This is a genomic window from Methylobacterium sp. J-067 (genome assembly GCF_022829465.1).
Taxonomy (GTDB): Bacteria; Pseudomonadota; Alphaproteobacteria; order Rhizobiales; family Beijerinckiaceae; genus Methylobacterium; species Methylobacterium litchii.
In genome coordinates, this window is the sequence record NZ_JAKSXZ010000105.1 from 1 (window position 1) to 26,665 (window position 26,665).

Sequence of the window (26,665 nt, forward strand, 5' to 3'; positions counted from 1 at the left end):
GTCGCCGCCGTTCAGCCCGTGCACGAGGCCCTGGTTGCCGAGGTAGCTGTAAGGCGCGATGGCCTGCGGCCCGTGGCTATCGATGATCGCCTTCCAGCGGGTGACGATGGTGTCGAGCGCTTCGTCCCAGGTGATGCGCTCGAACTCCTTTGAGTCCTTCGGCCCGACCCGCTTCATCGGGTAGAGTAGCCGGTCGGGATGGTAGTGGCGCTTCTCGTAATCCTTGAGCTTCACGCAGAGGCCACCGCGGGTCATCGGGTGGTCCGGGTTGCCGCGCACGCCCTGGAGCTGGCCGTCCTTGACGTCGAACAGCATCGAGCAGGTGTCGGGACAATCGTGCGGGCAGCCTCCGAAGAAGGTCTCCGTCAGGCTCTCGGCCTGGGCGACGATCAGCGAGTCCGGCTTGACGATCTCGTTCATGTTTCCTCCGCGCCCGAGCGTCGTGCCTTCTTAGGGAGGCATGGCAGCGGCTCGGTACACGCGGAACGTGCACTAAAAGTCGAATTAGTCCAAATCGACTGGCCGATTCAAACGGCTGGGGAAGTCGGGCAGAAAGTCGCGGTCGGTGAGCGCGGCGGCCAGCACGGCGAACAGGCCGAGATGCAGGCCCGCTGCTGCCAGGGCGACATTCTGAAAGACGAACAGGGCGAATGCTCCGCCCGCCATGGCCGGCGGCGCGGCGACATAGACGGCGACCCGCCAAGGGGTCGCGGGCCGGGCGAGGCGCCAGTAGCAGGCCGCGAATGCCGCGAGGGCGAAGACGCCCTTCATCGCCGCCATGAAGCGGAGCAGCCGCGCGAGGTCGGGATCGGCGATCGCGGCGGGAGCCCGCAGCGCCGCCGCGCCCGCGACCAGGAGCACGAGGATCGTCGCCAGGACGAGGATCGTCCGCGCCGGCCGGATCTCGGCGGACGGGATGGCTGCGGATGTGAGGGCGCGCATGGTCGCGTCTCCTGCGGCTGACCAGAGTCTCGCGCGAAACGCCCCGTCGCGCAATCGAGGCGTCAGCTTCCGCGATAGGTGGAATAGCTCCACGGCGTGACGACGAGGGGGACGTGATAGCGCGCCGCCGGGTCGGTGACGCCGAACCGCACGGGCACCACGTCGAGGAACGGCTGCTCCGGCCCCGCCCCCGTCCGGGCGAAATACGCGCCGACATGGAACAGCAGTTCGTAGGTGCCCGCTTGCAGGGACGCGCCTTCGAGGAGCGGCCCGTCCGTGCGGCCGTCCGCGTTGGTGACGGTGGACGCGACAGGCTCGCTCGACCCGTCGGCGCCGAGGCGGCGCAGTTCGATGGCGACCCCGGCGGCGGGACGGCCTGCGGTGGTGTCGAGGACGTGGGTGGACAGGTGGCCCATGGGAAAGGTCTCGCGGAGGATGCGCGAGACGAGCACGCGGCGCGGCGGCGGCGCAACCCGAAAACCGCCCTCCATCTTTCGAAGCGTTTTGAAAGACCTTACCCGCCGGACGGCTCGCCGCCGGCCCGGCTTCGGGGCACACCTCTTGCTGCGATCCCGCGCCGAGCCCGGCCGGCATCACCCGAGCGAGAGGGACCCGTCCCATGTATCCGATCCTGCACGAATGGGGCGGCTTCCTCATTCGCTGGACCCATGTCGTCGCGGCGATCGCCTGGATCGGCGCCTCGTTCTACTTCATGCACCTCGACGCAAGCCTGCGCGCGATCCCCGCGATCCCCGTCGGCAAGGGCGGCGAGGCCTGGGAGGTGCATGGCGGCGGCTTCTATCAGGTGCGCAAGTATCTCGTCGCGCCGGACCGGATGCCGGAGCACCTGATCTGGCACAAATGGCAATCCTACTCGACCTGGCTGTCGGGCTTCTTCCTGCTGTGCTGGGTCTATTACGGGCAGGCCGACCTCTACCTGATCGACCCGGCGGTACGGGTGATCTCGCCCTTGACCGGCGCGCTCATCGGCATCGGCGCCCTGGCGCTCGGCTGGCTGATCTACGACGGGCTGAACCGCTCGCCCCTGGCCAACCGGCCGCCGCTGCTGGCCACGGCGGTGTTCCTCACGGTGGTCGCCCTCGCCTTCGGCTTCCAGCAGGTCTTCTCCGGCCGGGCGGCGATGCTGCACACGGGCGCCGTGATCGCCACCTGGATGACTGGCAACGTGTTCTTCGTCATCATGCCGAACCAGCGCAAGGCCATCGCCGAGCTGGTCGCGGGCCGCGTGCCGAATCCCGCCTGGGGCAAGCAGGCGAAGAACCGCTCCTCGCACAACAACTACCTCACCCTGCCGGTGCTGTTCTTCATGCTGTCGGGCCACTACCCGCTGGCGTGGTCCTCGCCCTATAGCTGGATGATCGTCGGCCTCGTGGTGATCGCGGGGGGCGTGGTCCGCCACTTCTTCAACGTCCGCAACGCCGGGGGCGGCGACCGCTGGTGGACCTGGGGCGTGGCCACCGCCTGCGTCGCCATCGCGGCGGCGATCAGCATCGCCTCCTCCCCCGTCGCCCGCGAGCGGATCGGCTGGACCGCCTCCGCCGAGGCCGCCCCCGTGCAGCCGGTGAGCCTCGCCTCGGCCGCGCACCCGCCGGTGGACGAGAGCGTGATGAACGTCATCGGCACCCGCTGCGCCATGTGCCACGCCGCTGAGCCGCAATGGCCGGACATGGCGAGCCCGCCCAAGGGCGTGCTCCTCGACACCCCCGAGCATGTGGCGCGCTTCGCCTCGGCGATCCGCATGCAGGCGGTGCTGACCCACGCCATGCCGCCGAACAACATCACCGACATGCAGCCCGAGGAGCGGGCGGAACTCGCACGCTGGCTCGCCGCGCGCTAACTTTTCCGCCCCCTTCGCAGGATCCTCTCCCGTGACCGCTCCCCTCCCCGGCGACGACGCCCCCCGCGACTTCATCGGCTACGGCCCGACTCCGCCCAATCCCCGCTGGCCGAACGGCGCCCGCGTCGCGGTGCAGTTCGTGCTGAACTACGAGGAGGGCGGCGAGCGCTCTGTGCTCGACGGCGATCCCCATGCGGAGGTCTTCCTCTCGGAGATCGCGGGCGCCCTGCCCTTCCCCAACCGCCACATGAGCATGGAGAGCCTGTACGAGTACGGCGCCCGCGCGGGGGTGTGGCGGGTGCTGCGCCTGTTCCGGGAGCGGGGCGTGCCGCTCACGATCTTCGGCGTGGCGCAGGCCCTAGCCCGCAACCCGATGGTGGTGGAAGCCTTCCTGCGCGACGAGCACGAGATCGCCGGCCACGGCTGGCGCTGGCTGTCCTATCAGGACGTGCCGGAGGAGATCGAGCGCGAGCATCTGGCCCGCGCGGTGGAGACGATCCAGGGCCTGACCGGCCAGAAGCTGCTCGGCTGGTACACCGGCCGCGACAGCCCGAACACGCGGCGGCTCGTGGTGGACCAGGGCGGCTTCCTCTACGATTCGGACAGCTACGCGGACGATCTGCCCTACTGGGTGCGCGTCGGCGGGAAGCAGCACATCGTGGTGCCCTACACCCTCGACACCAACGACATGCGCTTCTCGGTGCCGGGGGGCTTCCCCACGGGCGAGCAGTTCTTCGCGCATCTGCGCGACGCCTTCGATTGCCTGTACGCGGAGGGGGCCACCGCGCCGAAGATGCTCTCCATCGGGCTGCATTGCCGCCTCGTCGGGCGCCCCGCGCGGCTGCCGTCCCTCGCCCGCTTCCTCGACCACGTGCTGAGCCATCCCGACGTGTGGGTGACCCGGCGGATCGACATCGCCCGCCACTGGGCCGAGCACCACCCCGCCGGGGCCTGAGAAGGACGCCACTCCGTGATCGCCATTGCCGCGCTGAACGACCTGCCGAAGAGCGAGTTCGTCGCCCGCCTCGCCGAGATCTACGAGCACTCGCCCTGGGTCGCGGAAGCCGCGTATGCGCATCGTCCCTTCGCCTCCCGCGCCGCCTTGCACGCGGCGATGGAGGCGGCGGTAGCGGGCGCCGACGAGGCGCGCCGCCTTGCCCTGCTGCGCGCCCACCCGGAACTGGCGAGCCGTGCCGCCCTCCGGGGCGAGCTGACCGCCCATTCGATGAGCGAGCAGGGCGGCAGCGGCCTGCTGGAGGCGCCTGCCCCCTCCGTCGAGCGGATGCAGGCGCTGAACGCGGCCTACTCCGAAAAATTCGGCTTCCCCTTCATCATCGCCGTGAAGGGCCTCGACCGCGACACGATCCTCGCCCGGCTCGAAGCGCGTCTCGGCAACACGCCGGAGGCCGAGCGGCAGGAGGCCCTGCGGCAGGTCGGCCGCATCGGGGCGCTGCGCCTCGAAGCCCTGATCGACGACTAGGCCACCCGCTTGCCGAGCAACGCGAGCCCCTCGCCGACATGGGCGCGCAGGGCCTCGTGGGCCATGTCCACGAAGGTCTTGGTCCGGGCCGACAGCATCTTTCGCGAGGGGTAGAGCAGGCCGAGCGTCGCCGTGGTCGGCGGCGTGTGTTCGAGAACGGGGACGAGGCGCCCCTCGGCGAGATAGGACGCCACCTCGAACAGCGGCTTCAGGACGATCCCCTCCCCAGAGAGCGCCCAGTCGGTGAGGGTGTCGCCATCATCGGAATCGATGTGGCCGGTGACGGGCAGAGTCACCGTTTCCTCGCCATCCACCAGCGTCCAGCGGAACTGCTCGGAACCGGGGAAACGCAGCAGCAGGCAATCGTGCGTCAGCAAGTCAGCCGGCTCGGCGGGCGCCGGATTGCGGTCGAGATAGGACGGCGCGGCGCAGAGCACCCGCTCGATCTCGGCCACCTTGCGCAGGGTGAAGGTGGAATCGCGCATCTGCGACAGGCGGACCGCCACGTCCACCGCCTCCTGCACGAGGTCGAGGAGGTGTTCCGACAGGCGCAGCCGCACGTCCGTTTCGCCGTGGCGGGCGCGGAAGTGCGGAACCAGGGGCGCGATCACCCGCCGCCCGAGTCCGATGGGTGCCGTGACCTTCAAGGCACCGCGCGGCGCCGCGCCCGCCTGCTCGACGCTCTTCTCGGCCTGCTCCACGGCGGCGGTGATGTCGAGGCAGCGATCATAGAACAGGCGCCCGGCTTCCGTCAGGCTCATGCGCCTCGTGGTGCGCGTGAGGAGGAGGCAGCCGAGATGCTCCTCCAGCGTCTGGATGCGATAGCTGATGACCGAGGGCGAGAGGCGCAGCGAGCGCCCCGCCGCCGAGAAGCTGCCGCTCTCCGCCGAGCGCATGAAGATGCGGATGCTCTCGAGCGAGATCATGCGAGGGGATCTTCAGAAGCCGTTTGAAACTGTCAACGAAATTTCCCCCGGGCTCTCCGGGAGCGAGGCGGCTAAGCTGCCACCGAGGGCGCCCCTCGTTCGGGGCGGCCGGAACCAGTGTCGGATCGGGCGATGACGCATTCCCCCTACAACCCACCGAGCGGCGGCCATCCCGGCCAGACCGCGCTGATGACCGGCCGCGCCGTCTTCACCGAAGCCTATGCGGTGATCCCGCACGGGGTGATGCGGGATATCGTGACGAGCGCCCTGCCCTTCTGGGACGGCACCCGCGCCTGGATCATCGCCCGCCCGCTCTCGGGCTTCGCCGAGACCTTCGCGCAATACCTGATGGAGGTCGCCCCCGGAGGCGGCAGCGATCAGCCCGAGCCGGATTCGCAGGCTCAGGGCGTGCTCTTCGTGGTCGAGGGCCAAGCCCGCCTCACCCTCGACGGCGGCACCCACGCCCTGCGGCCGGGCAGCTACGCCTATCTGGCCCCCGGCGCCGCGTGGTCGCTGCGCAACGAGGCGGGCGAGAGCGTGCGCTTCCATTGGGTGCGAAAGGCGTTCGAGCCGGTGGAGGGCCTTGACCGCCCGACCTCGTTCGTCACCCACGAATCCGCCGTCGAGCCCGCGAGCATGCCCGGCACCGACGGCGCCTGGGCGACGACGCGGTTCGTCTCCCCCGACGACCTGCGCCACGACATGCACGTGAACATCGTGACCCTTCGGCCGGGCGCCTCGATCCCGTTCGAGGAGACCCATGTGATGGAGCACGGCCTGTTCGTGCTCGAAGGCAAGGCGGTCTACCGGCTCAACCGCGACTGGGTCGAGGTCGAGGCTGGGGACTTCATGTGGCTTCGCGCCTTCTGCCCTCAGGCCTGCTACGCGGGCGGCCCGGGGCCGTTCCGCTATCTGCTCTACAAGGACGTGAACCGTCATCCGTCCCTCCGTGTCCTGGGAGGCCGCCGATGAGCGACCGCACCCTCGTCGCCCGGCCCCTGACGGCCGAGGCCTTCGCGCCGTTCGGGCAGGTCATCGACAAGTCGGTGACGCAGCCGCGCCCGATGAATGCCGGCAAGGCCCGGCGCTTCCACGACCTCGCGGATATCCTCGTCTCCGGCGAGGAATCCCGCGTGGTGGTCGGGCTCGTGGAGGCGCAGGCCTATCCGCTGCCGCTGGGGTTCCGCTTGGTGGAGCGTCACCCGTTCGGCGCCCAGGCCTTCATCCCGCTCACCAACGCGCCGTTCCTCGTCATCGTCTGTCCCGACGAGAACGGGACGCCGGGCCGCCCGCAGGCCTTCGTCACGGCCCCGTGGCAGGGCGTCTGCTACGCCCGGAACACGTGGCACGGCGTGCTCACCCCCTTCGGGCAGGCGCAGGACTTCGTGGTCGTGGACCGGGCCGGCGCCGGGGTGAACCTCGAAGAGTTCACCTTCGCGGAGCCGTGGACGGTCGCCCCGCCGGAGGCGACCGCCTGAGGCGTCTCACGCCTCGCCGTTCACCAGCGTGGCGGCGAGCGCGTTGTGGCGGGCGGCGAGAGCCCGCGTGTCGAGGGTCGTGAGCCGGCCCTCGCGCACCACGATCCGGCCGTTGATGATGCTCCACGCCACCTTCTGCGGCGCGCAGAAAGCAAGAGCCGCCACCGGATCGTGCAGGGCGCCGGCCATGTCGAGGCCGCGCAGGTCGAAGGCCACGATGTCGGCAGCCATACCGGGGGCGAGCGCGCCGATGTCGTCCCGGTTCAGCACCTTGGCGCCGCCCAGCGTGCCGATCTCCAGGGCCTCCCGGGCCGTCATCGCCGCTGGCCCGAAGCCGACGCGGGCGAGGAGCATGGCCTGACGCGCCTCGCCCAGCATGTGCGAGCCGTCGTTCGAGGCCGAGCCGTCGACGCCGAGCCCCACCGGCACGCCCTCGCAGCGCATCTGGCGGATCGGCGCGATGCCGGAGGCGAGGCGCATGTTCGAGCACGGGCAATGGGCGACGCCCGTGCCGGTGCGGCCGAACAGGGCGATGCCCGCCGCATCGAGCTTCACGCAGTGGGCGTGCCAGACGTCGGGGCCGGTCCAGCCGAGGTCGGCGGCGTATTCGGCCGGCGTCATCCCGAACTTTTCGAGGCTGTAGCTGACGTCGTTGTCGTTCTCGGCCAAGTGCGTGTGGAGCGAGACGCCGTAGCGCCGGGCGAGGTCGGCCGACTCACGCATCAGCCCCCGGCTCACCGAGAAGGGCGAGCACGGCGCCACCACGATCCGCCGCATGGCGAAGCGGGACGGGTCGTGCCAGCGCTCGATCAGGCGTTGCGTGTCCTTCAGGATCGCGGCCTCGTGCTCCACCACCGAGTCGGGCGGCAGGCCGCCGTCGCTCTCTCCGACGCTCATGGCGCCCCGGGCGGCGTGGAAGCGCATCCCGATCTCCTCGGCGCCCTCGATGGAATCGTCGAGGCGGCAGCCGTTCGGGTAGATGTAGAGGTGATCGCTCGACGTGGTGCAGCCGGACAGTATCAGTTCGGCCATGGCGGTCTGCGTCGAGACGCGGACCATCTCCGGCGTCAGCCGCGCCCAGATCGGGTAGAGCGCCTTCAGCCAGCCGAACAGCTCGGCATCCTGCGCGGCAGGCACCGCGCGGGTGAGCGACTGGTACATGTGGTGGTGGGTGTTCACGAGGCCGGGCATGACCACGTGGCCCGCCATGTCGAGCACCGTGTCGGCCTGGGCCGGTACCTCGGCTGCGGGACCCACCGCGACGATGCGGTTGTCCTCGACATAGACCGCGCCGCCGCGAATCTCGCGCCGGGCCTCGTCCATCGTCACGAGGATGTCGGCGTTCCTCAGGAGCAGGGACGTCATCGCTTCACTCTCCGGGCGCGCCGCATGGGGGAAGCGCCGTCGATGCAACGCGCGTTCCCCGCACGGCCAGATGCCGCCCCATGGCGACAGGAACACCGTGCCGGGCGCACCCTCTCGGGGCCGTCAGCGAGGCCGAGCATACGGGAGCATGCCCCAGCGGACCTTGGCGATTTTTCGCAAAGTGCTTCCGAAAATCGCGCGTAGCATTCCTTAGCCGTCATGCAACTTTTAGGGGCCAGCCATTTCGGCGGCGCATGCTCGGCCTCGCCCCTCCCCGGCGGGCCGCGATCCCGCACCGGACGACACGGACCCGCCAGAGGTCCGGCCCGGCGCGGCCCCCGGAGGTTACGCCCATGACCGACACCTTGAGGACGCCGCGCGAGGTCGACGCGGTCGATGCCATTCCGCCCCTCCCGAAGCTCCTCGCCTACGGGATGCAGCATGTTCTCGTGATGAGCGCGGGCGCCGTGGCGCCGCCGCTGATCCTCGGTGCGGCGATGAACCTGCCGGCCGAGACGGTCGCCTACCTCATCAATTGCGATCTGCTGGTGACGGGCCTCGCGATCCTCATCCAGTCGCTCGGCATCGGCATGTTCGGCGTGCGCCTGCCGGTCATCATGGGCGTCAGTTTCGCGGCGGTGGGCCCGATGGTGGCGATGGCGCAGGACCCGACCATCGGCCTGCCGGGCATCTTCGGCGCCACGATCGGCGCCGGGATCTTCGGGCTGCTGCTGCGGCCGTTCTTCGCGCGGCTTGCGAACTTCTTCCCGCCGCTGGTGACGGGCACGGTCATCCTCATCATCGGGGTGACGCTGCTGCCGGTCGGCATCAACTGGGCCGGCGGCGGCTTCGGCGCCCCCGATTTTGGCGCGCCGGTCCATCTCGGCGTCGCTGCCTTCGTGCTGGCGGTGATCCTCGTGGTCAGCCGTTTCGCCACCGGGTTCGTGGCCAACATCGCGGTGCTGATCGGCCTGATCGCCGGGCTGTGCCTCGCGTGGCCGCTGGGACTGTTCCGCCTCGACGGCCTCGGCGACCGCCCGCTCATCGCCCTCGTCACGCCGTTCCACTTCGGCTGGCCGACCTTCCACGTCACGGCGGTGGCCGCGATGTGCATCGTGATGATGGTCACGCTGGTCGAGTCGACCGGCATGTTCCTCGCGGTCGGGGACATCGTCGGCAAGCCGGTGGACAAGCGCACCCTGACGCGCGGCCTGATGGCGGATTCACTCTCGACCCTGATCGCGGGCTGCCTCAACACCTTCCCGCACACCTCGTTCTCGCAGAACGTCGGCCTCGTGAACATGACGCGGGTCCGCAGCCGCTACGTCACCGTCGCGGCCGGGTGCATCATCCTCGCCGTCAGCCTGCTGCCGAAGGTGGCCTTCGTGGTCGCCTCGATCCCGCCCGCCGTCCTCGGTGGCGCCGGCATCGTGATCTTCGGCATGGTGGCGGCGGCGGGCCTGAAGATCGTCGGCGGGGCCGACCTCGGCGACCGGCGCAACCAGATCGTCGTGGCCGTGAGCATCGGGCTGAGCCTCATTCCCATGGCCGCGCCCAAGCTCTTCGCCGCCACCGCGCCGGCCTGGGCCGGGCCGATCCTGCACAGCGGGATCACGCTGGGGGCCATCGGCGCCATCGTCCTCAACCTGCTGCTCAACTCGGATCGCCTCGGCGAGGGGGTCGAGCCCCATCCGGCCGACCGGGAACCCGCCTTCCCGCACGCCGCCCTCGACCGCGCCTGAGAGGGACATCCATGCCCGCTTCGCACTACGCCCCGCTCTCGCGGCGCAACTTCCTCAAGGCGGGGGCCGCGGCGGGCATCGCCGTGAAGGTCTCCTTCCTGGCGCCCCCCGCCAAGGCCCAGCTCCTGGAGGCCGGACCCTCGGACGGCCCGGCCTGGGCCGCCCCCGGCCGCCCTCGCTACCGGCTCGACGCCATCGCCAAGGTGACGGGCTCCAAGACCTTCTCGCGGGATTACCGGTCCCGTGATCTGGCGGGCTGGCCCGAGACCCAGGCCCACGCCTTCCTGATCGCCGCGACCCGCGCCGACCGCGCCTTCACCGGGCTCGACCTCTCCCGCCTGCCGCCGTCGCTGCAGCCCGACCGGATCGTCCGGCACGAGGATTTGGTGGCGGACAAGGTGGCGGTGCCCCATGCCGATTTCTTCGGCGACTGGTTCCTCGTGCCGGAGGGCGAAACCCCGCGCCTGCTCGGCCAGCCGGTGGCGATCCTGATCTATCACGACTTCCCGCGCTTCAGCGCCGCCAAGCGCCGCCTGCGCTTCGCCGACGATGTGGTGCAGTACGGCGCTGAGACCGGCACCAAGCCGCCCGCCCATTACGGCGCGTCGCGCTGGGTGCGGATCGAGGGCGACACGGCGGACGGTCCCGACCGCTTCTCGGCCTACGAGCATTCGCCGATCTTCGCGGGCTTTTCCGGCGATGAGCCCGCCTGGCCCAAACCCGGCCAGGACGGTGCCTTCGCTCAAGGCATGGCGGCGGCACAGACCATCGCCGCCGAGATCGACGCGGCGGGTGAGGACGCCCTCGTGCTGCGGCGGACCTATCTGTCGCAATCGACCGACGCCTCGGCCATGGAGGCCGACAACGGCAACGTCTGGTACGACCCGGCCTCCGGCGTCCTTCACCTGATGATGGCGACGCAATCGCCCTACGACGTGGCCGAAGCCGCCGCCTCCCTGGTCGCGACGTCCCGCTTTCCCCTGAAGGAGGTCGATCTCAAGGTCGGCTACACGGTCGGCTACGGGACGAAGGACCACCACATCTTCCCGTTCCTCTGCGTGGTGGCCGCGCTCTACGGCGATGGGCGCCCGGTGCGGCTGGCCAACGACCGGTTCGAGCAGTTCCAGAACGGGCTGAAGCGCCATGCCTTCCGCATCGACAACGCCCTGCTGGTGGATCGGGCGACGGGCCGCTTCCGCGCCATGACCGGGCGCTACGCCTGCGATGGCGGCGGGCGGCCGAACTACTCGGTGGCGGTGTCCTTCGTCGGCGCCACCGCCGCGCAATCGATCTACTACCTGCCGAAGAGCGACTTCCAAGCCATCGCCCACGCCTCGCGCGCCGTCGAGGCCGGCTCGACGCGGGGCTTCGGCACCCTGCAAACGATGTCCGCCACCGAGATGATGGTGGACGAGGCGGCCGCGCTCCTCGGGCTGGACGCCATCGATCTGCGCCTGCGCAACGTCCTCCGCACCGGCCAGCGCAACAGCCAGGGCGCCGTGCCGGCCGGCGCATTGCGCAACGAGGAGATCCTGCACAAGGCCGCCGCGCATCCCCTGTGGCGGGAGCGTCAGGCGCGCAAGGCTTCCTACGAGGCCGCCCATCCCGGCCAACGCTACGGCGTCGGCTTCGCCCAGGTCCATAAGGATTACGGCACGGGTGCGGAGGCGGCCGTGTGCTCCCTCGAACTCGATTCGCAGGGCGCCTTGTCCCTGCGCCACGTCGCGCACGAGATGGGGCCGGGCGTCACCACCTCGCAGGCGGCGATGGTGGGCGACATCCTCGGCCGCGTCCCCACGCGGACGGAGTTCGGCGTGGTCCGCTGGCCGGAGATGCCGCTCCACACCACCGATCAGCCCTACACCACGCCCCAGGCCGAGGAAGACAAGCGGGCGCAGGACCCTCGCTGGGTGCCCCGTTTCACCTCGCCGATGAGCGCGACGAACTCGGCCTATTATCTCGGCCATGCCACCCGCACGGCGGCGCGCTTCCTGGCCGATCACGCGATCTGGCCCGCCGCGCGCTCCCTCTGGGCGCGGGGCGGCAAGGGCGGAGCGCTCGCTTCGTACAACGAGCTGACCCGCGACTCGCTGCGCCTCTCCGACGGCAAGGTGCTCGGCGGCGGCCTGCCGGCGCTGTCGCTGGCCGAGGTGGCGGCCGAGGCGCACCGGCTCGGCCTGCCGGTCGGCGTGACGCTGCACACGTTCAACCGCTGGCAATGGGCCGAGGCCGAGTTCGACCTGCCGGGTACGACGGGCCGCACGCGGTTGCCCATCGACGCCCTCTCGCTCCGCTACGGCGCAGGCGCGCCGCCCGAGCGCAAGGCTCTGATGAGCACCGCCGGCTGGCACTTTCTGCCCCGCGCGGCGGTCTTCTACCCGCCGACCCAGCGCAACAACGTCGGCACCACCTATTACTCGCCCATGGCGACGCTGGCGGAGGTCGCAGTCGATACCGGCAGCGGCGAGGTCTCGATCCTCTCGCACCATTCGATCCTCGAATGCGGCCGGCAGATCGTGCCCGAACTGGTCTCGGGGCAGGTGCAGGGCGGGCTCGCCATGGGCATCGGCCACGCCCTGAAGGAGGTCCTGCCCCTCTACGAGGACGGCCCCGGCGACGGCACCTGGAACTGGAACCGCTACGAGCTGCCCCGCGCCCACGACGTGGCCCTGTGGAACCAGACGGTGGAGATCCTGCCCCCGCTCTCGGAGACGGACCCGCCGAAGGGCATCGCCGAGGTGGTGATGATCGCCGTCGTCCCGGCGCTGGCCAACGCCGTGGCCCACGCCATCGGCCACCGCTTCCACGAACTCCCCATCCGGCCCGAGCGCATCCGCGAGGCACTGGCATGAGCGCCGCAATCGAGACCCGCGACCTGACGCTCCGCGTGAACGGCGAGACGGTCGGCCCCCTCCCCGTCCCCGTGGGGACGAGCCTCCTCGACTTCCTGCACGAATGGCTCGGCCTCACCGGCAGCCGCATGGGCTGCGGCCAGGGCATCTGCCACGCCTGCACGGTGATGGTGGAGGAAGAGGCCGGCCCGCGCGAGATGCGCTCCTGCATCACCGGGGCGCATTGGTTCGAGGGCCGCAGCGTCCGCACCGTCGAGGGCCATGCTCACACGGCGCCGGACGGGTCCCTCGTGCTGTCGCCGGTCCAGACGGCGTTCATCGAGAACTTCGCCTTCCAGTGCGGCTACTGCACGCCGGGCTTCGTCACCGGGGCGAGCGTGCTGGTCGAGCGGCTGAAGCGGACACCCGTCCGCCGGGATGAGGTCGAGCGCGTCGTCACCGAAGCCCTGGACCCGCACATCTGCCGCTGCACCGGCTACGTCCGCTACCACCAGGCCGTGCGCGACCTCGTGCTGGCGACCCCCGGCCTCACGACGGCCTGAGCATCGCCATGCCGACGCTCCCTCGCTCCCTCCCCGCCAAGCGCCTCGGCGGCGCCCTCGTGGCGAGCGCCCTCGTTGGGGCCGCCCTCGTCGCTTCGGGCGTGCTCGAACGCAGCGCCGTCTCGCGCGAGGTCGAGGCGCCGCTCACCCAGGAGGCGATGCGCGCCCTCGCCCCGCGCGGGGCGAAGGTCGCCGCCGCCGCCGATTGCTTCGCCTGCCACACGGCGCGCGGCGGCGCCCCCTATGCCGGGGGCCTGCCGCTGGAGACGCCGTTCGGGACGATCTACGCCACCAACATCACCCCGAGCGCGGAGGGCATCGGCGGCTACAGCCGGGCCGACTTCCACCGGGCGCTGCGCGACGGCATCGCGCCGGGCGGGCGCCACCTCTACCCAGCCATGCCCTACACCTCGTACCGGGGCCTCTCGCCCGACGATGTGGACGCCCTCTACGCTTACATGATGAGCCGCCCGCCGGTCGCGGTGGCGAACAGGGCGAACACCCTTACTTTCCCCTTCGACCAGCGCTGGACGCTGGCCGGCTGGAACATCCTGAACCTGCCCGCGCAGGTCGTGACGCCGGACCCGAAGCAGTCGGACCTCTGGAATCGGGGGCAATACGTCGCCGACGCCCTCGGCCATTGCGGCGAGTGCCACACGCCGCGCAACGCGCTCCAGGCGATGCGCTCCGATGCGGCCCTCCAAGGGGCGGTGATCGAGGGGGTCGAGGCGCCGGACATCACCCCCGCCGGCCTGCGCCGGATGGGCTTCGACCCGCACAGCCTGACGCGGTTCATGGCCAAGGGGCTATCGGCCCAGGGCGGCGCCACGCACCAGATGTTCGACGTCGTGCACTACTCGACGCAGCACATGGACGAGGCGGACCTCACCGCCCTCTCGGCCTATCTCTTCGACCGCGACGCCCTCCCCGCCGAGCCGGAGCGCCCCGCCGCCCCCGCCCCCGTGGCTGTGCCTCAGGCGGTCGCGATGCGGGCGAGCGCCAGCTACGATGGGCTCTGCGCCGGGTGTCACGGCCATGCCGGCGAGGGCATTCCCCACGTCTCGGTGCCCCTGCGCAGCAACGCGCTGATGCGGGTCTCGGGCGCCAGCGGCCTGATCCGGGCGACGCTGCACGGGCTGCCGGCGCAGCGCTTCCCCGACAACGAGCGGATGGAGGCGATGCCGGGCTTCGCGACGCTCCTCGACGATGCGGCGCTCGCCGACCTCGCCACGTGGATGCGGGCGCAATGGGGCGGGCAGGACAAGGCCGTCACGCCGGACGAGGTGGCGCGGCTGCGCGCGGGACACAGGGCCGACGCTTCGAACTGAAGGCGGCCGGATCGGGATTGGGGGCGGACATGAAGACACTCGGTCGGGTCGCGGTTGCTCTGCTGCCGTTCGGGATGGCGTGCGGGGCGCAGGCCGCCGACATCGCCACGGTGAAGACGGAGGCGGCGCCGGTGGAGGCACCGTTCTTCCTCTTTGCCGACACGCAGGTCGGCTACCGCTACCAGTTCCCGACGGTCTCCCCCGGCGTGCAGATCCAGCGCGCCGACGGCAGCTTCGTCTCCCGCGAGGCCCCGAAGCAGATCCTCAACATCTCCCACGCCGACGCCTGGGCCTACGGCACCAACTTCTTCTCCCTCGACATCCTGAAGTCGGGCTCGCAGCTCCCCGCCGGCACCACCAACCCGCCCGGTTCCATCGGCAGCCCGTTCTTCGCCGATTACGGAAACACCGAAGCCTACGGCCTCTACCGCGGCACGCTCAGCCTTAACGCCCTTACCAACACGAAGGCTTTCACCATCCCCGGCCTCGTCAAGGACGTGTCGCTGGCCTTCGGCTTCGACGCCAACTCGCAGAACGACGCCTTCGGCTCGAAGAAGCGCGACGTGGTCGGCGGTCTGAACTTCGCCTTCGACGTGCCGGCCGGGTTCCTCAACCTGTCGGTCCACGCCTACAAGGAGTGGAACCGCAACGGCTTCAACGTGCAGCCGGATCGCGACCAGAGCTTCGACGTCGTCCCCGAGTTCGAGCTCGTCTACAACTTCCCGCTGACGTTCACCGGGTTGCCGCTGAGCGTGACGGGGTTCAACAACATCGTCCTGCCCAAGGGCCGGGGGGTGCAGAACGTGGCGGACTTCGCCTTCAACCCGAAGCGGGGGCTGGAATTCCTGTCGCGTACGAACCTCGTTCTCGACCTCGGCAAGCTGGTCTATGACCAGCCGAACAAGGTCGATGTGTTCATCGGCTTCCAGTACTGGCTGAACAAGTTCGGCAATGTCGAGACGGCGACGTTCAAGGGTACGGAAGAGAAGAGCTTCCTGGCGGGCTTCGCCTTCCACGTGTTCTAAAAGAGCATCCCCTCTCCCCGCGAGCGGAAAGAGAGGAAAGGGCGTCCTGTCTTAGAACTCCACCTCGATCGCCAAGCCCTTCGCCACGGCGAGGTCCACAGCCGCCGAGGCGACGGCGAGGTCCTGAAGGCCGACGCCTGTGCCGTCGAACAGGGTGATCTCCGCGTCCGAGGTGCGGCCGGGATGGTCGCCGTTGATCACCGCGCCGATCTCCACGATGGAGTCCGGCGCGATCAATCCCTTCGCCACCGCGTGCTGCGCCTCGCCGATGCCGGTCGATTGCGCGACCTCGTCGGTGAACACCGTCGCGGCGGCGAGGAGTTCGGCCTCGACCTCCTGCTTGCCCTTCGTGTCGGTGCCCATGCACGCCACATGGGTGCCCGGCTTCACCTGCGACGCCTTCAAGATCGGTGCGAAGGAGGAGGTGATCGTCACGATCACGTCCGCCTCGGCGCCGAGTCGGTCGAGCTCCACCGCCTCGAACGGCACGCCGTGCTCCTTCGCCACCGCCTCCATCCGCCCGAACATGCCGGGGTGGAGGTTCCAGGCCAGCACTCGTTCGAACGGGCGCTGAGCCAGGGCGGCGCGGAGCTGGAACGCCGATTGGTGGCCGGCGCCGATCATGCCGAGCACCCGCGCGTCCTTGCGCGCCAGATGGCGGATCGAGATCGCGGAGGCCGCCGCCGTGCGGAGCGCGGTGAGGAGGTTGCCCCCCACCACCGCCCGGCAGCGGCCGGTATCCGCGTCGAACAGGAACACCGTCGATTGGTGGTTCGTGAGCCCCTTCGCGGCGTTGCCCGGCCAGAAGCCGCCGGCCTTGAGGCCGAGCGCCAAGCTCTCCCGGTCGAAGCCGGACTTGAAGCCGTAGAGCGCATCGGCATGGCCGATGGCCTCGCGCACCACCGGGAAGTTGGAGGCCGTACGCCGGGCCATCGACGCAAAGACTTTCTCCACCGCGTCGAAGCACTCCACTTCGGTGAGAAGGCCGTCGATCCGGTTCTCGGGGACGATGATCATCGCTGCCTCACCCGCCTCAATAGGCCTTGCCGCGCGCCGAGACCGGCCACAGCGTCTCGACCTTGCCATTGCGCACGCCGACATACCAATCGTGGACGTTGCAGGTCGGGTCGCAATGGCCCGGCACGAGGCGCAGCTTGTCGTTGACCTTCAGCTTGCCCTGCGCATCCTCGATCACCCCGTGCTCGTCGGAGCACTTGATGTATTTCACGTCGTCGCGCCCGTAGATGAAGGGCAGGCCGGAATCGACCGATTGCGCCTTCAGGCCGGCATCACAGATCGCCTTGTCGGCCTTGGCGTGGCTCATCACGCTGGTGAGAATGAACAGGGCGTTCTTCCACTCGCCGGCATCGATGCGCTTGCCGTCCTCATCGAGGATGCGGCCATAATCCGCGTCCATGAAGGCGTAGCTGCCGCATTGCAGCTCGTTGTAGACGCCCGATCCGCTTTCGAACTGGTAGCTGCCGGTGCCGCCGCCGCTCACGAGTTCGGGCTCCAGCCCCTCGCGCTTCAGCCCCTCGACGGCGTCCTTCACCTGGGCGATGGCGGCATCGAGCTTGGCGCGGCGGTCCGCGAACCCGTCGATGTGCTGCATGGCGCCCTGATAGGCCTGGATGCCGGCGAAGCGCAGGTTCGGCGCGGCGGCGACCGCCTTGGCGATGGCCACCACCTCCGTCGTCGTCTTCACCCCGCAGCGGCCCGCGCCGCAATCGATCTCAACGAAGCAGTCGAGCTGCGTGCCGTGCTTCTGCGCGGCGGCCGAGAGGTCGGCGACGTTGGCGACATCATCGAGGCAGACGATGATCCGCGCGCCGAAGCGCGGCAGGCGGGCGAGCCGGTCGATCTTGGCCGGATCGCGCACCTGGTTCGAGACCAAGATGTCCTTGATGCCGGCGCGGGCGAAGACTTCGGCCTCCGAGACCTTCTGGCAGCAGACGCCGCAGGCGCCGCCTAGGTCCTGCTGAAGCTTCAGCACATCCACCGACTTGTGCATCTTGCCGTGGGCGCGGTGGCGCATGCCGTGCGCCTTGGCGTAATCGCCCATCTTGCGGATGTTGGATTCGAGGGCGTCGAGATCGAGGATCAGGCACGGGGTCTGGATCTCGTCCTCGCGCATGCCGGGCAGCGCGGGCACGTCGTAGCCGACTTCGAGCTCATCGATACGGGTGTGGGCGTTCATGGCGTCTTCCCCCTTATTGCCAAGGCAGCTTGTCGAGATCGACGTTGCCGCCGGTAATGATCACGCCGACGCGCTTGCCGGCGAAGACAGGTCGGTTCTTGAGCACAGCCGCCAGCGCCACCGCGCTCGACGGCTCCATGACGATTTTCAGCCGCTTCCAGATCAGCTGCATGGCCGCGACGATCTCGGCCTCCGACACGGTGAGGATATCCTCGACGTGGTTGCGCACGAAGTGCCACGTCAGGTCCTTGAGCGGCACCTTCAGCCCGTCCGCCACCGTCACGGGGGCGTCGTCGGCGATGATATGGCCCGCCTTCAGGCTGCGATGGGCGTCGTCGGCCTGCTCCGGCTCGGCGGCGTAGACCGCGATGTGCGGCGCGAGGCCCGCCAGCGTCAGGCAGGTGCCCGACACCATCCCGCCGCCGCCGATGGGGGCGATGACCGCATCGAGATCCTCGACCTGCTCGATCAGCTCCCGCGCGCAGGTCGCCTGCCCCGCGATGACGCGCGGGTCGTTGTAGGGATGGACGAACTCGGCGCCGGTCTGCGCGACGACCTCGGCGAACACCGCCTCGCGGGAGGAGGTGGAGGGCTCACATTCGACCACGCGCCCGCCATAGCCACGCACGGCGTCCTTCTTCGCCTGCGGGGCGGTGCGGGGCATCACCACGGTACAGGGGATGCCGCGTCGGCTCGCGGCGTAGGACAGGCAGGTGCCGTGGTTGCCGGAGGAATGGGTCGCCACGCCCTTCGCCGCCTGCGCCTCGGTGAGGCTGAACACGGCGTTGGAGGCACCCCGCGCCTTGAAGGCCCCGGCCTTCTGCAAGTTCTCGCACTTGAAGAACAGCGAAGCGCCGGCCGCCTCGTCGATGATCCGCGAAGTCAGGACCGGGGTGAGGTGAATGTACGGCCGGATTCGCTCATGCGCGGCGAGCACATCGTCGAGGGAGGGAGTGACCATCCTGCCCGCCTCCCTCACGCCGCCGCCCGCAGGGAGGCCGAAGCCTCGCCGCGATAGACCGCCTGCGCCGCCGCCACGCCGGAGCCGAGTTCGATGCGAAGGCCGCAATCGGCCATCGCCATCTCGGCGGCGGCGATGCCCGACAGCGCCATCACGTCCGTGAGGCTGCCGAGATGGCCGATGCGGAACACCTTGCCCGCCACCTCCCCGAGGCCGACGCCGAAGGCGACGTCGTACTTCTTGGCGGCGTGCGTGACGATCTGCGTGGCGTCGAAGCCCTCCGGCGTGCGGATGGCGCTCACCGTGTCGGAATAGAGATCCGGGTGGGCGGCGCAGAGGGGCATCCCCCAGGCTGCGACGGCCGCGCGGATGCCGTCCGCGATGCGGCGGTGGCGGGCGAAGACGTTCTCAAGACCCTCGGCGAGCAGCAACTCGGTGGAGAGCTTCAGCCCGTTCAGCAGGCCGACGGCCGGGGTGTAGGGATAGGCGTTGTTCGCGTAGCCCTTCGCCATGTCGCGGATGTCGAAATAGGTCCGGGGCAGGTCGGCGCGGGTCACGGCGTCCATCGCCTTCGGCGAGAAGCCGACGATGGCGAGGCCTGCGGGGAGCATGAAGCCCTTCTGCGACCCGGTGACGGCGACGTCGACGCCCCACTCGTCCATGCGGAAATCCATGGAGGCGATGGAGCTGACACCGTCCACGAGCAGCAGCGCCGGATGGCCGGTGGCGTCGAGGGCCCGGCGCACGGCGGCGACATCCGACTTCACCCCCGTCGCGGTCTCGTTGTGGGTGACGAGCACCGCCTTGATCGCATGCTCCTTGTCGGCGGCGAGGGCTTCCGCGAAGCGGTCGGCCGGCAGGCCCTCGCCCCACGGCGCCTCGATCACGCGGACATCGAGCCTGTGGCGGCGGGCCATGTCGATCCAGCGATGGCTGAACATGCCGTAGCGGGCGGCGAGCACCGCGTCGCCTTCGCTGAGGGTGTTCGCCAGCGCCGTCTCCCAGCCGCCGGTCGCCGTGGAGGGAAACACGAAGACCTGCGCGTCGGCGGTCTTCAGCACTGCCTTCACCCCGGCGAGCGCCGGTTGAAGGATCTCCCCGAACAGGGACGAGCGGTGATCGAGCGTCGGCATGTCCGCCGCCCGGCGGAGCACTTCCGGCATGTTGGTGGGGCCGGGGATGAAGACAGGGTTCTGCGCAAACATGGTCGGGCGATCTCCTCCGTTGCCGAAGAAGCTAGCACCGCAGCTCCCCATTTGATATTTTTTTGAAAAAGTTTTTCATTTAGGCTGCCGGGGACGAAAGCCGCGTGTCACCAGCAACTTATCATTTTCCGTTGATTGAAAAATTTTTCCACCCTAAGCCTTCGCGCGGCGAAGGGGTGGGAGGCGCGCATGGAGGCGGGGAATCGTCGGCGCGGACGGCCGAAAGGGTTCGGCGGGGCGAAGCCGGCGGGCACGATCCAAGCCCTCGACCGCGCCCTCGACGTGCTCGAAGTGCTCGCGGACGGGGACGGGCTCACGCTCTCGGAACTGTCGGGCAAGCTCGGGCAGTCGGTGGCGACGATGCACCGGGTGTTGGCGACCCTGGAACGCCGCGCCTTCGTGGAGATCAGCGCCGACAAGCAGGAATGGCACGTCGGCGCGGAGGCCTATCGCCTGGGCGCGGCCTTCCTGCGTCGCGGCAACGTGGTGGAGCGCAGCCGCTCGGCCATGTGGACGCTGATGCAGGAGACCGGCGAAACGTCCAATCTCGGCGTCGAGAAGGACGGGAGCGTGCTGTTCGTCAGCCAGGTCGAGACGCACGAGACGATCCGCGCGTTCTTCCCGCCGGGCTCGCTCTCGCCGCTGCATGCGTCGGGGATCGGGAAGGCCCTGCTCAGCACCTTCGATCCAAAACGGATCGAGCGCCTGTTCCGGGGCCGGGAGTTCGAGCGCTTCACGACCAAGACGATCGGATCGCTGGCTGCCCTCAGCGAAAACATCGAGGCCACCCGCGCGCGGGGCTACGCCATCGATGACGAGGAGCGCACGATGGGGATGCGCTGCGTGGCCGCGCCGATCCTCAACGTCCACGGTGAGGCGGTGGCGGGCATTTCGGTCTCCGGTCCCACGCACCGGCTGTCCGACGACAGGGTGCGCGAGATCGGTGAACACGTCCGCCGGGGAGCCGCAACGGTCTCGCGGCTCCTCGGTGCGACGAAGGCTTAGCGCAGACGGTAAGCGCCGTAGGGCGCCGCGTGGTGATGGATCGAGCCGGTGGTCGCCACGTCGTCCTCGTCGCCGAACAGCACGCCGGCCCGGCCGACATTGCGCCCGTCATAGAGGTTCGGGCCGGCGGCGCGGCCTTCGAGACCGCCGGGGGCGGTGACGGCCGGGGTGCCGGCGGGGGCGGTGTAGCTCTGCGCGAAAGCGGTGGACGAGACGAGGACGCCGAGGGCGGCCCCAACGAGAAGACGGACGGACATGGCGGGCATCCCGAGGTAGGTTCCGGCGCCGCCGCATGGCGGACGCTCATTGTGATCCTCAAGTGGGCAGCGCTGCCTCTTTCGCCAACAGCGAGCGCCTATTTCCCGTGCGGATTCGCACGCTTACGCCGTCCCAAGGACTGTGCCGACCGCGCTTCCGTTTTGCCCGGCGGGCGCCTAACGAGAGGCTAGACAAGGGAGGACAGAATGAGTCCGACGACGCCCCAGGGTTCGAAAGTCGCCACGGTCCTGCGCGTGACCAGCGGCAACTTTCTCGAAATGTTCGATTTCTTTCTGTTCGGTTTCTACGCGACCTACATTTCGAAGACGTTCTTCCCGGTCGGCAACGAGTTCGCCTCGCTGATGCTGACCTTCATGACCTTCGGCGCCGGCTTCCTCATGCGGCCCCTCGGCGCCGTGCTGCTCGGCGCCTATGTCGACAGCATCGGCCGGCGGAAGGGCCTCATCGTCACCCTCGGCATCATGGCGACGGGCACGATCCTGATCGCCTTCGTGCCGGGCTACGCGTCCATCGGCCTGCTCGCCCCCTTCCTCGTCCTCGTCGGGCGGCTGCTGCAGGGGTTCTCGGCGGGCGTCGAACTCGGCGGCGTGTCGGTCTACCTCGCGGAGATGGCGACGCCCGGCAACAAGGGCTTCTACGTCTCGTGGCAATCGGGCAGCCAGCAGGTCGCGATCATGGTCGCGGCGCTGATCGGCTTCGCCCTCAACAGCGTGCTGACCCCGGCCGACATGAACGCGTGGGGCTGGCGCATCCCGTTCTTCATCGGCTGCGCCATCGTCCCGTTCCTGTTCTACATCCGGCGCTCGCTGGAGGAGACGGAAGAGTTCCTGAAGCGCAAGCACCGGCCGAACATGAAAGAGGTCTTTGGCTCGCTGACGCAGAACTGGTCCATCGTCCTGCTCGGCATGCTGCTCGTCGGCATGACGACGATCTCGTTCTACACGATCACCGTCTACACCCCGACCTTCGGCAAGAGCGTCCTGAAGCTCTCCGACCGGGACAGCCTGCTCGTCACGTTCTGCACGGCCCTGTCGAACCTGTTCTGGCTGCCGGTGATGGGCGCCCTGTCCGACCGGGTCGGACGCCGGCCGATCCTGCTCATCTTCTCCGCTTTGACGGTGCTGACCGCCTATCCGGCGCTGGCGTGGCTCGTGGTGAATGCGAGCTTCGGCAACATGCTCGCCGTGCTGCTGTGGCTGTCGTTCCTCTACGGCAGCTACAACGGCGCGATGGTGGTCGCGCTGACGGAGATCGTGCCCGCGAACGTGCGCACGTCGGGCTTCTCCCTGGCCTATTCGCTGGCGACCGCGCTGCTCGGCGGCTTCACGCCCCTGGTCTCGACCTGGCTGATCGAGACCACCGGCAACAAGGCGGCGCCGGGCATGTGGATGGCCTTCGGCGGACTCTGCGGCCTCGGCGCGACGCTGGCGATCTACCGGCGCGGCCGGCAGACGCCCCTGCCCGCCGGGCGCACTCAGACCTGAATGACCCGGATGTTGTTGGTATTGCCCGTGGTGTGAAACGGGATGCCGGCGGCGGTGACGATGATGTCGTGGGGCTTGGCGAAGCCCTCGTCCCGCGCGTGCCGGCAGGCGGCGGTGGTCATCTCCTCGTAGGAATCGACATCGTCCGTCCGCACGCTGTGGGCGCCCCAAAGCAGGCTCAGGCGGCGCGACGTGTTGAGATCGGGCGTCAGCGCCAGGATCGGCACGGCGGGCCGCTTGCGCGCCACGCGGGCGGCGGTGGTGCCGCTCGACGTGAAGGCGACGATGGCGGCGGCGTGGACGGCCTCGGCGAGGGTCGCGGTGGCGGTGGCCACGGCGTGGGGCGGGGTCTCCTCCTCCCCCGGCTCCGAGGCGGCGATGATTGAGTGGTAGAGCTTGTGCCGCTCCACGGAGCGGATGATGCGGTCCATCATCCCCACGGCCTCGACAGGATAGCGCCCCGTCGCGGATTCCGCCGAGAGCATCACCGCGTCGGCGCCGTCATAGATCGCAGTGGCGACGTCGGAGGCCTCCGCGCGGGTCGGTGCCGGGGCGTTGACCATCGAATCGAGCATCTGCGTCGCCACGACGACCGGCTTCACCTGAAGCCGGCAGGCGCGGATCAACTCCTTCTGGCGGCCGGGCACGTCCTCGTGCGGGATCTCGACGCCGAGATCGCCGCGCGCCACCATCACGGCATCCGACAGGCGGATGATGTCGTCGATCCGCTCCAGGGCCTGGGGCTTCTCGACCTTGGTCATCAGCCCGGCGCGCTCGCCGATGAGGCCACGCGCCTCGATTACGTCCGAGGGCTTCTGCACGAAGGACAGCGCCACCCAATCGACGCCGAGTTCCAGGCCGAAGGCGAGGTCGGCGCGGTCCTTGGCCGTGAGCGGCGAGACATCGAGCAGCGTGCCCGGCAGGTTCACGCCCTTGCGGTTGGAGATCACCCCCGCCGTGATCACCTCGGCCTCGATGCTGTCGGACTCGAGCCCGACCACGCGCACCCGCACGCGGCCGTCATCGATGAGAAGGTCCTGCCCCGGCACCACGGCGGCGAAGATCTCCGGATGGTGCAGGGGAATCGCGTCCTTGCCACCCTCGGCCCCGTCGAGGACGAAGCGCACGCGCTCCCCGGCCGCGAGGTCGAGGCGCCCGTCCCGCACGGTGCCGACGCGGATCTTCGGCCCCTGCAAATCCTGCAGGATGCCGATGGGCCGCCCGACCTCCTCCTCCAGCGCGCGAATCGCGGCGTGGACCTTGGCGTGGTCGTCCTGCGTGCCGTGGCTGAAGTTCAGCCGGAACGTGTCGACACCCGCCAGGAACAGGGCCTTCAGCATCTCCGGCGAATGGCTCGCCGGCCCGACGGTGGCGACGATCTTGGCGTAGCGGTGTCGGCGCATGGCAACCTCGACAGGAGGGATCGGATCGCGCGGAGAATCGCTCGTCTGTGCGGATGTTCCGCCGGGCGATGATGCCACCGCCCGGCGCCGCAGGGAAACCGTCGAGGCCGCCCCTACTCGTTGTCGCCCTGGATCGCGGCGATCACCGCATCCGTCACCTGACGGGTCGTCGCCTTGCCGCCGAGGTCCGGCGTGTGCAGGCTCGGATCGGCGGTGACGCGCTCCACCGCGCGCATCAGCCGGTCGGCGGCGGGTGTCTCGCCGAGGTGTTCCAGCATCTGGCAGGCGGTCCAGAAGGTGGCCACCGGGTTGGCGATGCCCTTGCCGGCGATGTCGAAGGCCGAGCCGTGGATCGGCTCGAACATCGAGGGATAGGTCCGCTCCGGGTTGATGTTGGCGGTCGGCGCGATGCCCAGCGAGCCGGCGAGCGCCGCCGCGAGGTCCGACAGGATGTCCGCGTGCAGGTTCGTGGCGACGATGGTGTCGAGCGTCTGCGGCTTCATCGTCATGCGCATGGTCATCGCATCGACCAGCATCTTGTCCCAGGTCACGTCGGGGAAGCCGGCGGCGACCTCGGCGGCGATCTCGTCCCACATCACCATGGCGTGGCGCTGGGCGTTCGACTTGGTGACGACGGTGAGGAGCTTGCGGGGGCGCGAGCGCGCCAACTCGAACGCGTAGCGGATGATCCGCTCGACGCCGGAGCGGGTCATCATCGAGACGTCGGTGGCGACCTCGTTCGGGTGGCCCTGGTGCACCCGCCCGCCGACGCCGGCATACTCGCCCTCGGAATTCTCGCGCACGATCACCCAATCGAGTTCAGGCCCCGAAACGTGGCGCAGCGGGCTGGTGATACCGGGCAGGATCCGCGTCGGCCGGACGTTCGCGTATTGGTCGAAGGGCTGGCAGATCGCGAGGCGCAGGCCCCACAGGCTGATGTGGTCCGGCACGTCCGGCGCGCCGACGGCGCCGAAGAAGATCGCATCGTGGTGGCGGATCTGGTCTCGCCCGTCGGCGGGCATCATCACGCCGTGCTTCTTGTAGTAGTCCGAGCCCCAATCGAAGTGATCGAACTGGAAACCGAAGCTGCCGGTCTTCTCCGCGAGGCTGTTCAGCACCTCGATCCCGGCGGCGATGACTTCGATGCCGATGCCGTCGGCGGGGATGGCGGCGATCCTATAGGTCTTCATGGTGTCTCTCCGAATGGATTGAGAAGAATCAGCGGGCGCCGGCGCCGGCCGGTTCGGGGCGCCGCCCGACCCGGGCGACGACGAGGCTCAGCACCGCCGACAGGACGAGGAGCGCGGCGACGAAGACGAGCCCGCCGGCGAAGCTGCCGGTGCTGTCCTTGATCCAGCCGATCACCCAGGGCCCGACGAAGCCGCCGAGATTGCCGATGGCGTTGATGGTGGCGATGCCGACGGCGGCGGCCGAGCCCGACAGGAACATCGTCGGCATGGCCCAGAGCGGGGGCTTGGCCGCGCTGATCCCGATGTTGACGAGACTGAGCGCGGCGATCACCGCGACGACGGAGGAGGCCGCCCCGGCGAGCATCAGCCCCGCCGCCGCGACGAGGCAGGCGATGACCACGTGCCATGTGCGCTCGCCCGTCCGGTCGGAATGGCGGGCCCACAGGATCATCGCCACCACCGCGATGGTCGGCGGGATGGCATTGAGGAATCCGACTTCCATGGGCGAGAGGCCGAAGCCACGGATGATCTGCGGCGCCCAGATGCCGAGGGTGTAGAGCCCCGCCGAGGTCCCGAAATACACCAGCGCCAGGGCCAGCACGCGCGGGTCCGCCATGCCGGCGAGGATGCCGTGCTTGGCGACGCTCCCCCGCGCGGCACGCTCGGCCTCCATCTCAGCGACGAGCCAGTCGCGCTGGTCGGGGGCGAGCCACGCCGCCTTCTCCGGCCGGTCGGTCAGGTAGAACAGCACGACGATGCCGAGCAGCACGGCGGGCACCGCCTCCACGAGGAACATCCATTGCCAGCCGTGCAGGCCCATCACGCCCTCCATCCCGAGGAGCGCGCCGGAGAGCGGCGAACCCAGCACCACCGAGATGGGCGCCGCCGCCATGAACAGCGAGACGACCCCCGCCCGGTACCGCGCCGGAAACCAGAAGCTGAGATAGAGGATGATGCCGGGGAAGAACCCCGCCTCGGCGGCGCCGAGCAGGAAGCGCAAGGCGTAGAAGCTGTACTCGCCCTTGATGAAGGCGAAGGCCGCCGAGATCAGCCCCCAGGTGATCATCACCCGCGCGATCCAGATCCGCGCGCCGACCTTGTCGAGGATGATGTTCGACGGCACTTCGAATAGGAAGTAGCCGAAGAAGAAGACGCCTGCTCCGAAGCCGAACACGGCCGAGGAGAAGCCGAGATCCTTGTTCATCGTCAACGCCGCGAAGCCGATGTTCACGCGGTCGATGAAGGCGATGAAGTACAGAAGGCATATGAAAGGGATCAGGCGCCACGCGACCCTGCGCATGGTCGCCCGCTCGAGCGGGTGATCCATCGTTTCCTCCGAGAGCCCGATGCGCCGGTCTTTGTGCGCCAGCTTGCATGCAAGATGGCGTTTTCTCGCCCGCCAC

General features: G+C 69.4%; 25 protein-coding genes. 12 read left to right on the forward strand and 13 right to left on the reverse strand.

Annotated elements, in window-relative coordinates; genetic code table 11:
• The 3 genes from MKK52_RS12935 to uraH form a co-directional block, all read right to left on the reverse strand.
• Positions 1 to 420, reverse strand: a 420-nt coding sequence (locus MKK52_RS12935) for a molybdopterin-dependent oxidoreductase (protein WP_243954329.1), incomplete at its 3' end; no start/stop codon positions are given.
• 84 nt (positions 421 to 504) lie between these two features.
• Positions 505 to 942: a hypothetical protein gene (locus MKK52_RS12940; protein ID WP_243954331.1), complete on the reverse strand. Its 438-nt coding sequence runs from the start codon at positions 940 to 942 to the stop codon at positions 505 to 507.
• Between the two features lie 62 nt (positions 943 to 1,004).
• On the reverse strand, positions 1,005 to 1,358 hold the full coding sequence (uraH, locus tag MKK52_RS12945) for a hydroxyisourate hydrolase (protein ID WP_243954333.1): 354 nt from the start codon (positions 1,356 to 1,358) through the stop codon (positions 1,005 to 1,007).
• Between the two features lie 203 nt (positions 1,359 to 1,561).
• On the opposite strand from uraH, the gene MKK52_RS12950 reads away from it, so the two are divergent.
• The 3 genes from MKK52_RS12950 to uraD are packed head-to-tail and all read left to right on the forward strand — an operon-like array spanning position 1,562 to position 4,280.
• Positions 1,562 to 2,800 (forward strand): urate hydroxylase PuuD, encoded by a 1,239-nt coding sequence (locus MKK52_RS12950; protein WP_243954335.1) that lies wholly within the window; start codon positions 1,562 to 1,564, stop codon positions 2,798 to 2,800.
• Between the two features lie 31 nt (positions 2,801 to 2,831).
• On the forward strand, positions 2,832 to 3,755 hold the full coding sequence (gene puuE, locus MKK52_RS12955; protein ID WP_243954337.1) for an allantoinase PuuE: 924 nt from the start codon (positions 2,832 to 2,834) through the stop codon (positions 3,753 to 3,755).
• Between the two features lie 15 nt (positions 3,756 to 3,770).
• On the forward strand, positions 3,771 to 4,280 hold the full coding sequence (uraD, locus tag MKK52_RS12960; RefSeq protein ID WP_243954339.1) for a 2-oxo-4-hydroxy-4-carboxy-5-ureidoimidazoline decarboxylase: 510 nt from the start codon (positions 3,771 to 3,773) through the stop codon (positions 4,278 to 4,280).
• On the opposite strand, the gene MKK52_RS12965 is transcribed toward uraD, so the two are convergent.
• Positions 4,277 to 5,206, reverse strand: coding sequence for a LysR family transcriptional regulator (locus MKK52_RS12965; RefSeq protein WP_243954341.1), 930 nt, complete (start codon positions 5,204 to 5,206; stop codon positions 4,277 to 4,279). The genes uraD and MKK52_RS12965 overlap by 4 nt on opposite strands.
• 132 nt (positions 5,207 to 5,338) lie before the next feature.
• On the opposite strand from MKK52_RS12965, the gene MKK52_RS12970 reads away from it, so the two are divergent.
• Together MKK52_RS12970 and MKK52_RS12975 are read left to right on the forward strand one after the other, a co-directional pair.
• Entirely contained in the window at positions 5,339 to 6,178 is an 840-nt protein-coding gene (locus MKK52_RS12970) for a bifunctional allantoicase/(S)-ureidoglycine aminohydrolase (RefSeq protein ID WP_243954343.1), read from the forward strand.
• Positions 6,175 to 6,684 (forward strand): ureidoglycolate lyase, encoded by a 510-nt coding sequence (locus MKK52_RS12975; protein WP_243954345.1) that lies wholly within the window; start codon positions 6,175 to 6,177, stop codon positions 6,682 to 6,684. Before MKK52_RS12970 ends, MKK52_RS12975 begins: the two co-directional genes overlap by 4 nt.
• A 6-nt stretch (positions 6,685 to 6,690) precedes the next feature.
• On the opposite strand, the gene MKK52_RS12980 is transcribed toward MKK52_RS12975, so the two are convergent.
• A complete protein-coding gene (locus MKK52_RS12980; protein ID WP_243954347.1) occupies positions 6,691 to 8,049 on the reverse strand; it encodes an 8-oxoguanine deaminase in 1,359 nt (452 codons plus the stop codon).
• A 353-nt stretch (positions 8,050 to 8,402) separates the two neighbouring features.
• On the opposite strand from MKK52_RS12980, the gene MKK52_RS12985 reads away from it, so the two are divergent.
• The 5 genes from MKK52_RS12985 to MKK52_RS13005 are packed head-to-tail and all read left to right on the forward strand — an operon-like array spanning position 8,403 to position 15,538.
• The gene (locus MKK52_RS12985; protein ID WP_243954349.1) at positions 8,403 to 9,791 is read left to right on the forward strand and encodes a nucleobase:cation symporter-2 family protein; all 1,389 of its coding nucleotides are present in this window, start codon (positions 8,403 to 8,405) and stop codon (positions 9,789 to 9,791) included.
• 11 nt (positions 9,792 to 9,802) lie between these two features.
• Entirely contained in the window at positions 9,803 to 12,643 is a 2,841-nt protein-coding gene (locus MKK52_RS12990) for a xanthine dehydrogenase family protein molybdopterin-binding subunit (protein ID WP_243954351.1), read from the forward strand.
• Entirely contained in the window at positions 12,640 to 13,185 is a 546-nt protein-coding gene (locus MKK52_RS12995) for a (2Fe-2S)-binding protein (protein ID WP_243954354.1), read from the forward strand. Before MKK52_RS12990 ends, MKK52_RS12995 begins: the two co-directional genes overlap by 4 nt.
• A gap of 8 nt (positions 13,186 to 13,193) precedes the next feature.
• The gene (locus tag MKK52_RS13000; RefSeq protein WP_243954356.1) at positions 13,194 to 14,513 is read left to right on the forward strand and encodes a cytochrome c; all 1,320 of its coding nucleotides are present in this window, start codon (positions 13,194 to 13,196) and stop codon (positions 14,511 to 14,513) included.
• A 29-nt stretch (positions 14,514 to 14,542) separates the two neighbouring features.
• Positions 14,543 to 15,538 (forward strand): hypothetical protein, encoded by a 996-nt coding sequence (locus tag MKK52_RS13005; protein WP_243954357.1) that lies wholly within the window; start codon positions 14,543 to 14,545, stop codon positions 15,536 to 15,538.
• 51 nt (positions 15,539 to 15,589) lie between these two features.
• Here MKK52_RS13005 and bhcD read toward each other — a convergent pair whose 3' ends face one another.
• The 4 genes from bhcD to bhcA are packed head-to-tail and all read right to left on the reverse strand — an operon-like array spanning position 15,590 to position 19,901.
• Positions 15,590 to 16,555: an iminosuccinate reductase BhcD gene (bhcD, locus tag MKK52_RS13010; RefSeq protein ID WP_243954360.1), complete on the reverse strand. Its 966-nt coding sequence runs from the start codon at positions 16,553 to 16,555 to the stop codon at positions 15,590 to 15,592.
• Between the two features lie 16 nt (positions 16,556 to 16,571).
• Positions 16,572 to 17,735: a 3-hydroxy-D-aspartate aldolase BhcC gene (bhcC, locus tag MKK52_RS13015; protein WP_243954362.1), complete on the reverse strand. Its 1,164-nt coding sequence runs from the start codon at positions 17,733 to 17,735 to the stop codon at positions 16,572 to 16,574.
• A gap of 13 nt (positions 17,736 to 17,748) precedes the next feature.
• The gene (gene bhcB, locus MKK52_RS13020; protein WP_243954364.1) at positions 17,749 to 18,696 is read right to left on the reverse strand and encodes a beta-hydroxyaspartate dehydratase BhcB; all 948 of its coding nucleotides are present in this window, start codon (positions 18,694 to 18,696) and stop codon (positions 17,749 to 17,751) included.
• Between the two features lie 14 nt (positions 18,697 to 18,710).
• Entirely contained in the window at positions 18,711 to 19,901 is a 1,191-nt protein-coding gene (gene bhcA / locus MKK52_RS13025; protein WP_243954366.1) for an L-aspartate--glyoxylate aminotransferase BhcA, read from the reverse strand.
• 189 nt (positions 19,902 to 20,090) lie between these two features.
• Between bhcA and bhcR the strand changes: the two genes are divergently transcribed.
• On the forward strand, positions 20,091 to 20,906 hold the full coding sequence (gene bhcR / locus MKK52_RS13030; protein ID WP_243954368.1) for an HTH-type transcriptional regulator BhcR: 816 nt from the start codon (positions 20,091 to 20,093) through the stop codon (positions 20,904 to 20,906).
• On the opposite strand, the gene MKK52_RS13035 is transcribed toward bhcR, so the two are convergent.
• Positions 20,903 to 21,163, reverse strand: coding sequence for a hypothetical protein (locus MKK52_RS13035; RefSeq protein ID WP_243954370.1), 261 nt, complete (start codon positions 21,161 to 21,163; stop codon positions 20,903 to 20,905). The two genes, bhcR and MKK52_RS13035, sit on opposite strands and share 4 nt — an antisense overlap.
• Before the next feature lie 207 nt (positions 21,164 to 21,370).
• On the opposite strand from MKK52_RS13035, the gene MKK52_RS13040 reads away from it, so the two are divergent.
• The gene (locus tag MKK52_RS13040; protein ID WP_243954372.1) at positions 21,371 to 22,669 is read left to right on the forward strand and encodes an MFS transporter; all 1,299 of its coding nucleotides are present in this window, start codon (positions 21,371 to 21,373) and stop codon (positions 22,667 to 22,669) included.
• Here the strand turns inward: MKK52_RS13040 and pyk are convergent.
• From pyk to MKK52_RS13055, 3 genes are all read right to left on the reverse strand, one after another.
• Positions 22,660 to 24,072 carry a pyruvate kinase gene (gene pyk / locus MKK52_RS13045; RefSeq protein ID WP_243954374.1) on the reverse strand — a complete coding sequence of 471 codons (1,413 nt, stop codon included), beginning with the start codon at positions 24,070 to 24,072 and terminating at the stop codon, positions 22,660 to 22,662. The genes MKK52_RS13040 and pyk overlap by 10 nt on opposite strands.
• A 113-nt stretch (positions 24,073 to 24,185) precedes the next feature.
• Complete coding sequence (locus tag MKK52_RS13050) at positions 24,186 to 25,262, reverse strand: tartrate dehydrogenase (RefSeq protein ID WP_243954375.1); 1,077 nt, start codon at positions 25,260 to 25,262, stop codon at positions 24,186 to 24,188.
• 28 nt (positions 25,263 to 25,290) lie between these two features.
• Positions 25,291 to 26,589, reverse strand: coding sequence for an MFS transporter (locus MKK52_RS13055; RefSeq protein ID WP_243954377.1), 1,299 nt, complete (start codon positions 26,587 to 26,589; stop codon positions 25,291 to 25,293).
• Between the last annotated feature and the right edge of the window lie 76 nt (positions 26,590 to 26,665).

Coding starts and splice junctions, on each gene's coding strand:
- MKK52_RS12940 (WP_243954331.1), bottom strand. CDS start 942: ATGCGCGCCCTCACATCCGCAGCCATCCCGTCCGCCGAGATCCGGCCG.
- uraH (WP_243954333.1), bottom strand. CDS start 1,358: ATGGGCCACCTGTCCACCCACGTCCTCGACACCACCGCAGGCCGTCCC.
- MKK52_RS12950 (WP_243954335.1), top strand. CDS start 1,562: ATGTATCCGATCCTGCACGAATGGGGCGGCTTCCTCATTCGCTGGACC.
- MKK52_RS12965 (WP_243954341.1), bottom strand. CDS start 5,206: ATGATCTCGCTCGAGAGCATCCGCATCTTCATGCGCTCGGCGGAGAGC.
- MKK52_RS12970 (WP_243954343.1), top strand. CDS start 5,339: ATGACGCATTCCCCCTACAACCCACCGAGCGGCGGCCATCCCGGCCAG.
- MKK52_RS12975 (WP_243954345.1), top strand. CDS start 6,175: ATGAGCGACCGCACCCTCGTCGCCCGGCCCCTGACGGCCGAGGCCTTC.
- MKK52_RS12980 (WP_243954347.1), bottom strand. CDS start 8,049: ATGACGTCCCTGCTCCTGAGGAACGCCGACATCCTCGTGACGATGGAC.
- MKK52_RS12985 (WP_243954349.1), top strand. CDS start 8,403: ATGACCGACACCTTGAGGACGCCGCGCGAGGTCGACGCGGTCGATGCC.
- MKK52_RS12990 (WP_243954351.1), top strand. CDS start 9,803: ATGCCCGCTTCGCACTACGCCCCGCTCTCGCGGCGCAACTTCCTCAAG.
- MKK52_RS12995 (WP_243954354.1), top strand. CDS start 12,640: ATGAGCGCCGCAATCGAGACCCGCGACCTGACGCTCCGCGTGAACGGC.
- MKK52_RS13000 (WP_243954356.1), top strand. CDS start 13,194: ATGCCGACGCTCCCTCGCTCCCTCCCCGCCAAGCGCCTCGGCGGCGCC.
- MKK52_RS13005 (WP_243954357.1), top strand. CDS start 14,543: ATGAAGACACTCGGTCGGGTCGCGGTTGCTCTGCTGCCGTTCGGGATG.
- bhcD (WP_243954360.1), bottom strand. CDS start 16,555: ATGATCATCGTCCCCGAGAACCGGATCGACGGCCTTCTCACCGAAGTG.
- bhcC (WP_243954362.1), bottom strand. CDS start 17,735: ATGAACGCCCACACCCGTATCGATGAGCTCGAAGTCGGCTACGACGTG.
- bhcB (WP_243954364.1), bottom strand. CDS start 18,696: ATGGTCACTCCCTCCCTCGACGATGTGCTCGCCGCGCATGAGCGAATC.
- bhcA (WP_243954366.1), bottom strand. CDS start 19,901: ATGTTTGCGCAGAACCCTGTCTTCATCCCCGGCCCCACCAACATGCCG.
- bhcR (WP_243954368.1), top strand. CDS start 20,091: ATGGAGGCGGGGAATCGTCGGCGCGGACGGCCGAAAGGGTTCGGCGGG.
- MKK52_RS13035 (WP_243954370.1), bottom strand. CDS start 21,163: ATGTCCGTCCGTCTTCTCGTTGGGGCCGCCCTCGGCGTCCTCGTCTCG.
- MKK52_RS13040 (WP_243954372.1), top strand. CDS start 21,371: ATGAGTCCGACGACGCCCCAGGGTTCGAAAGTCGCCACGGTCCTGCGC.
- pyk (WP_243954374.1), bottom strand. CDS start 24,072: ATGCGCCGACACCGCTACGCCAAGATCGTCGCCACCGTCGGGCCGGCG.
- MKK52_RS13050 (WP_243954375.1), bottom strand. CDS start 25,262: ATGAAGACCTATAGGATCGCCGCCATCCCCGCCGACGGCATCGGCATC.
- MKK52_RS13055 (WP_243954377.1), bottom strand. CDS start 26,589: ATGGATCACCCGCTCGAGCGGGCGACCATGCGCAGGGTCGCGTGGCGC.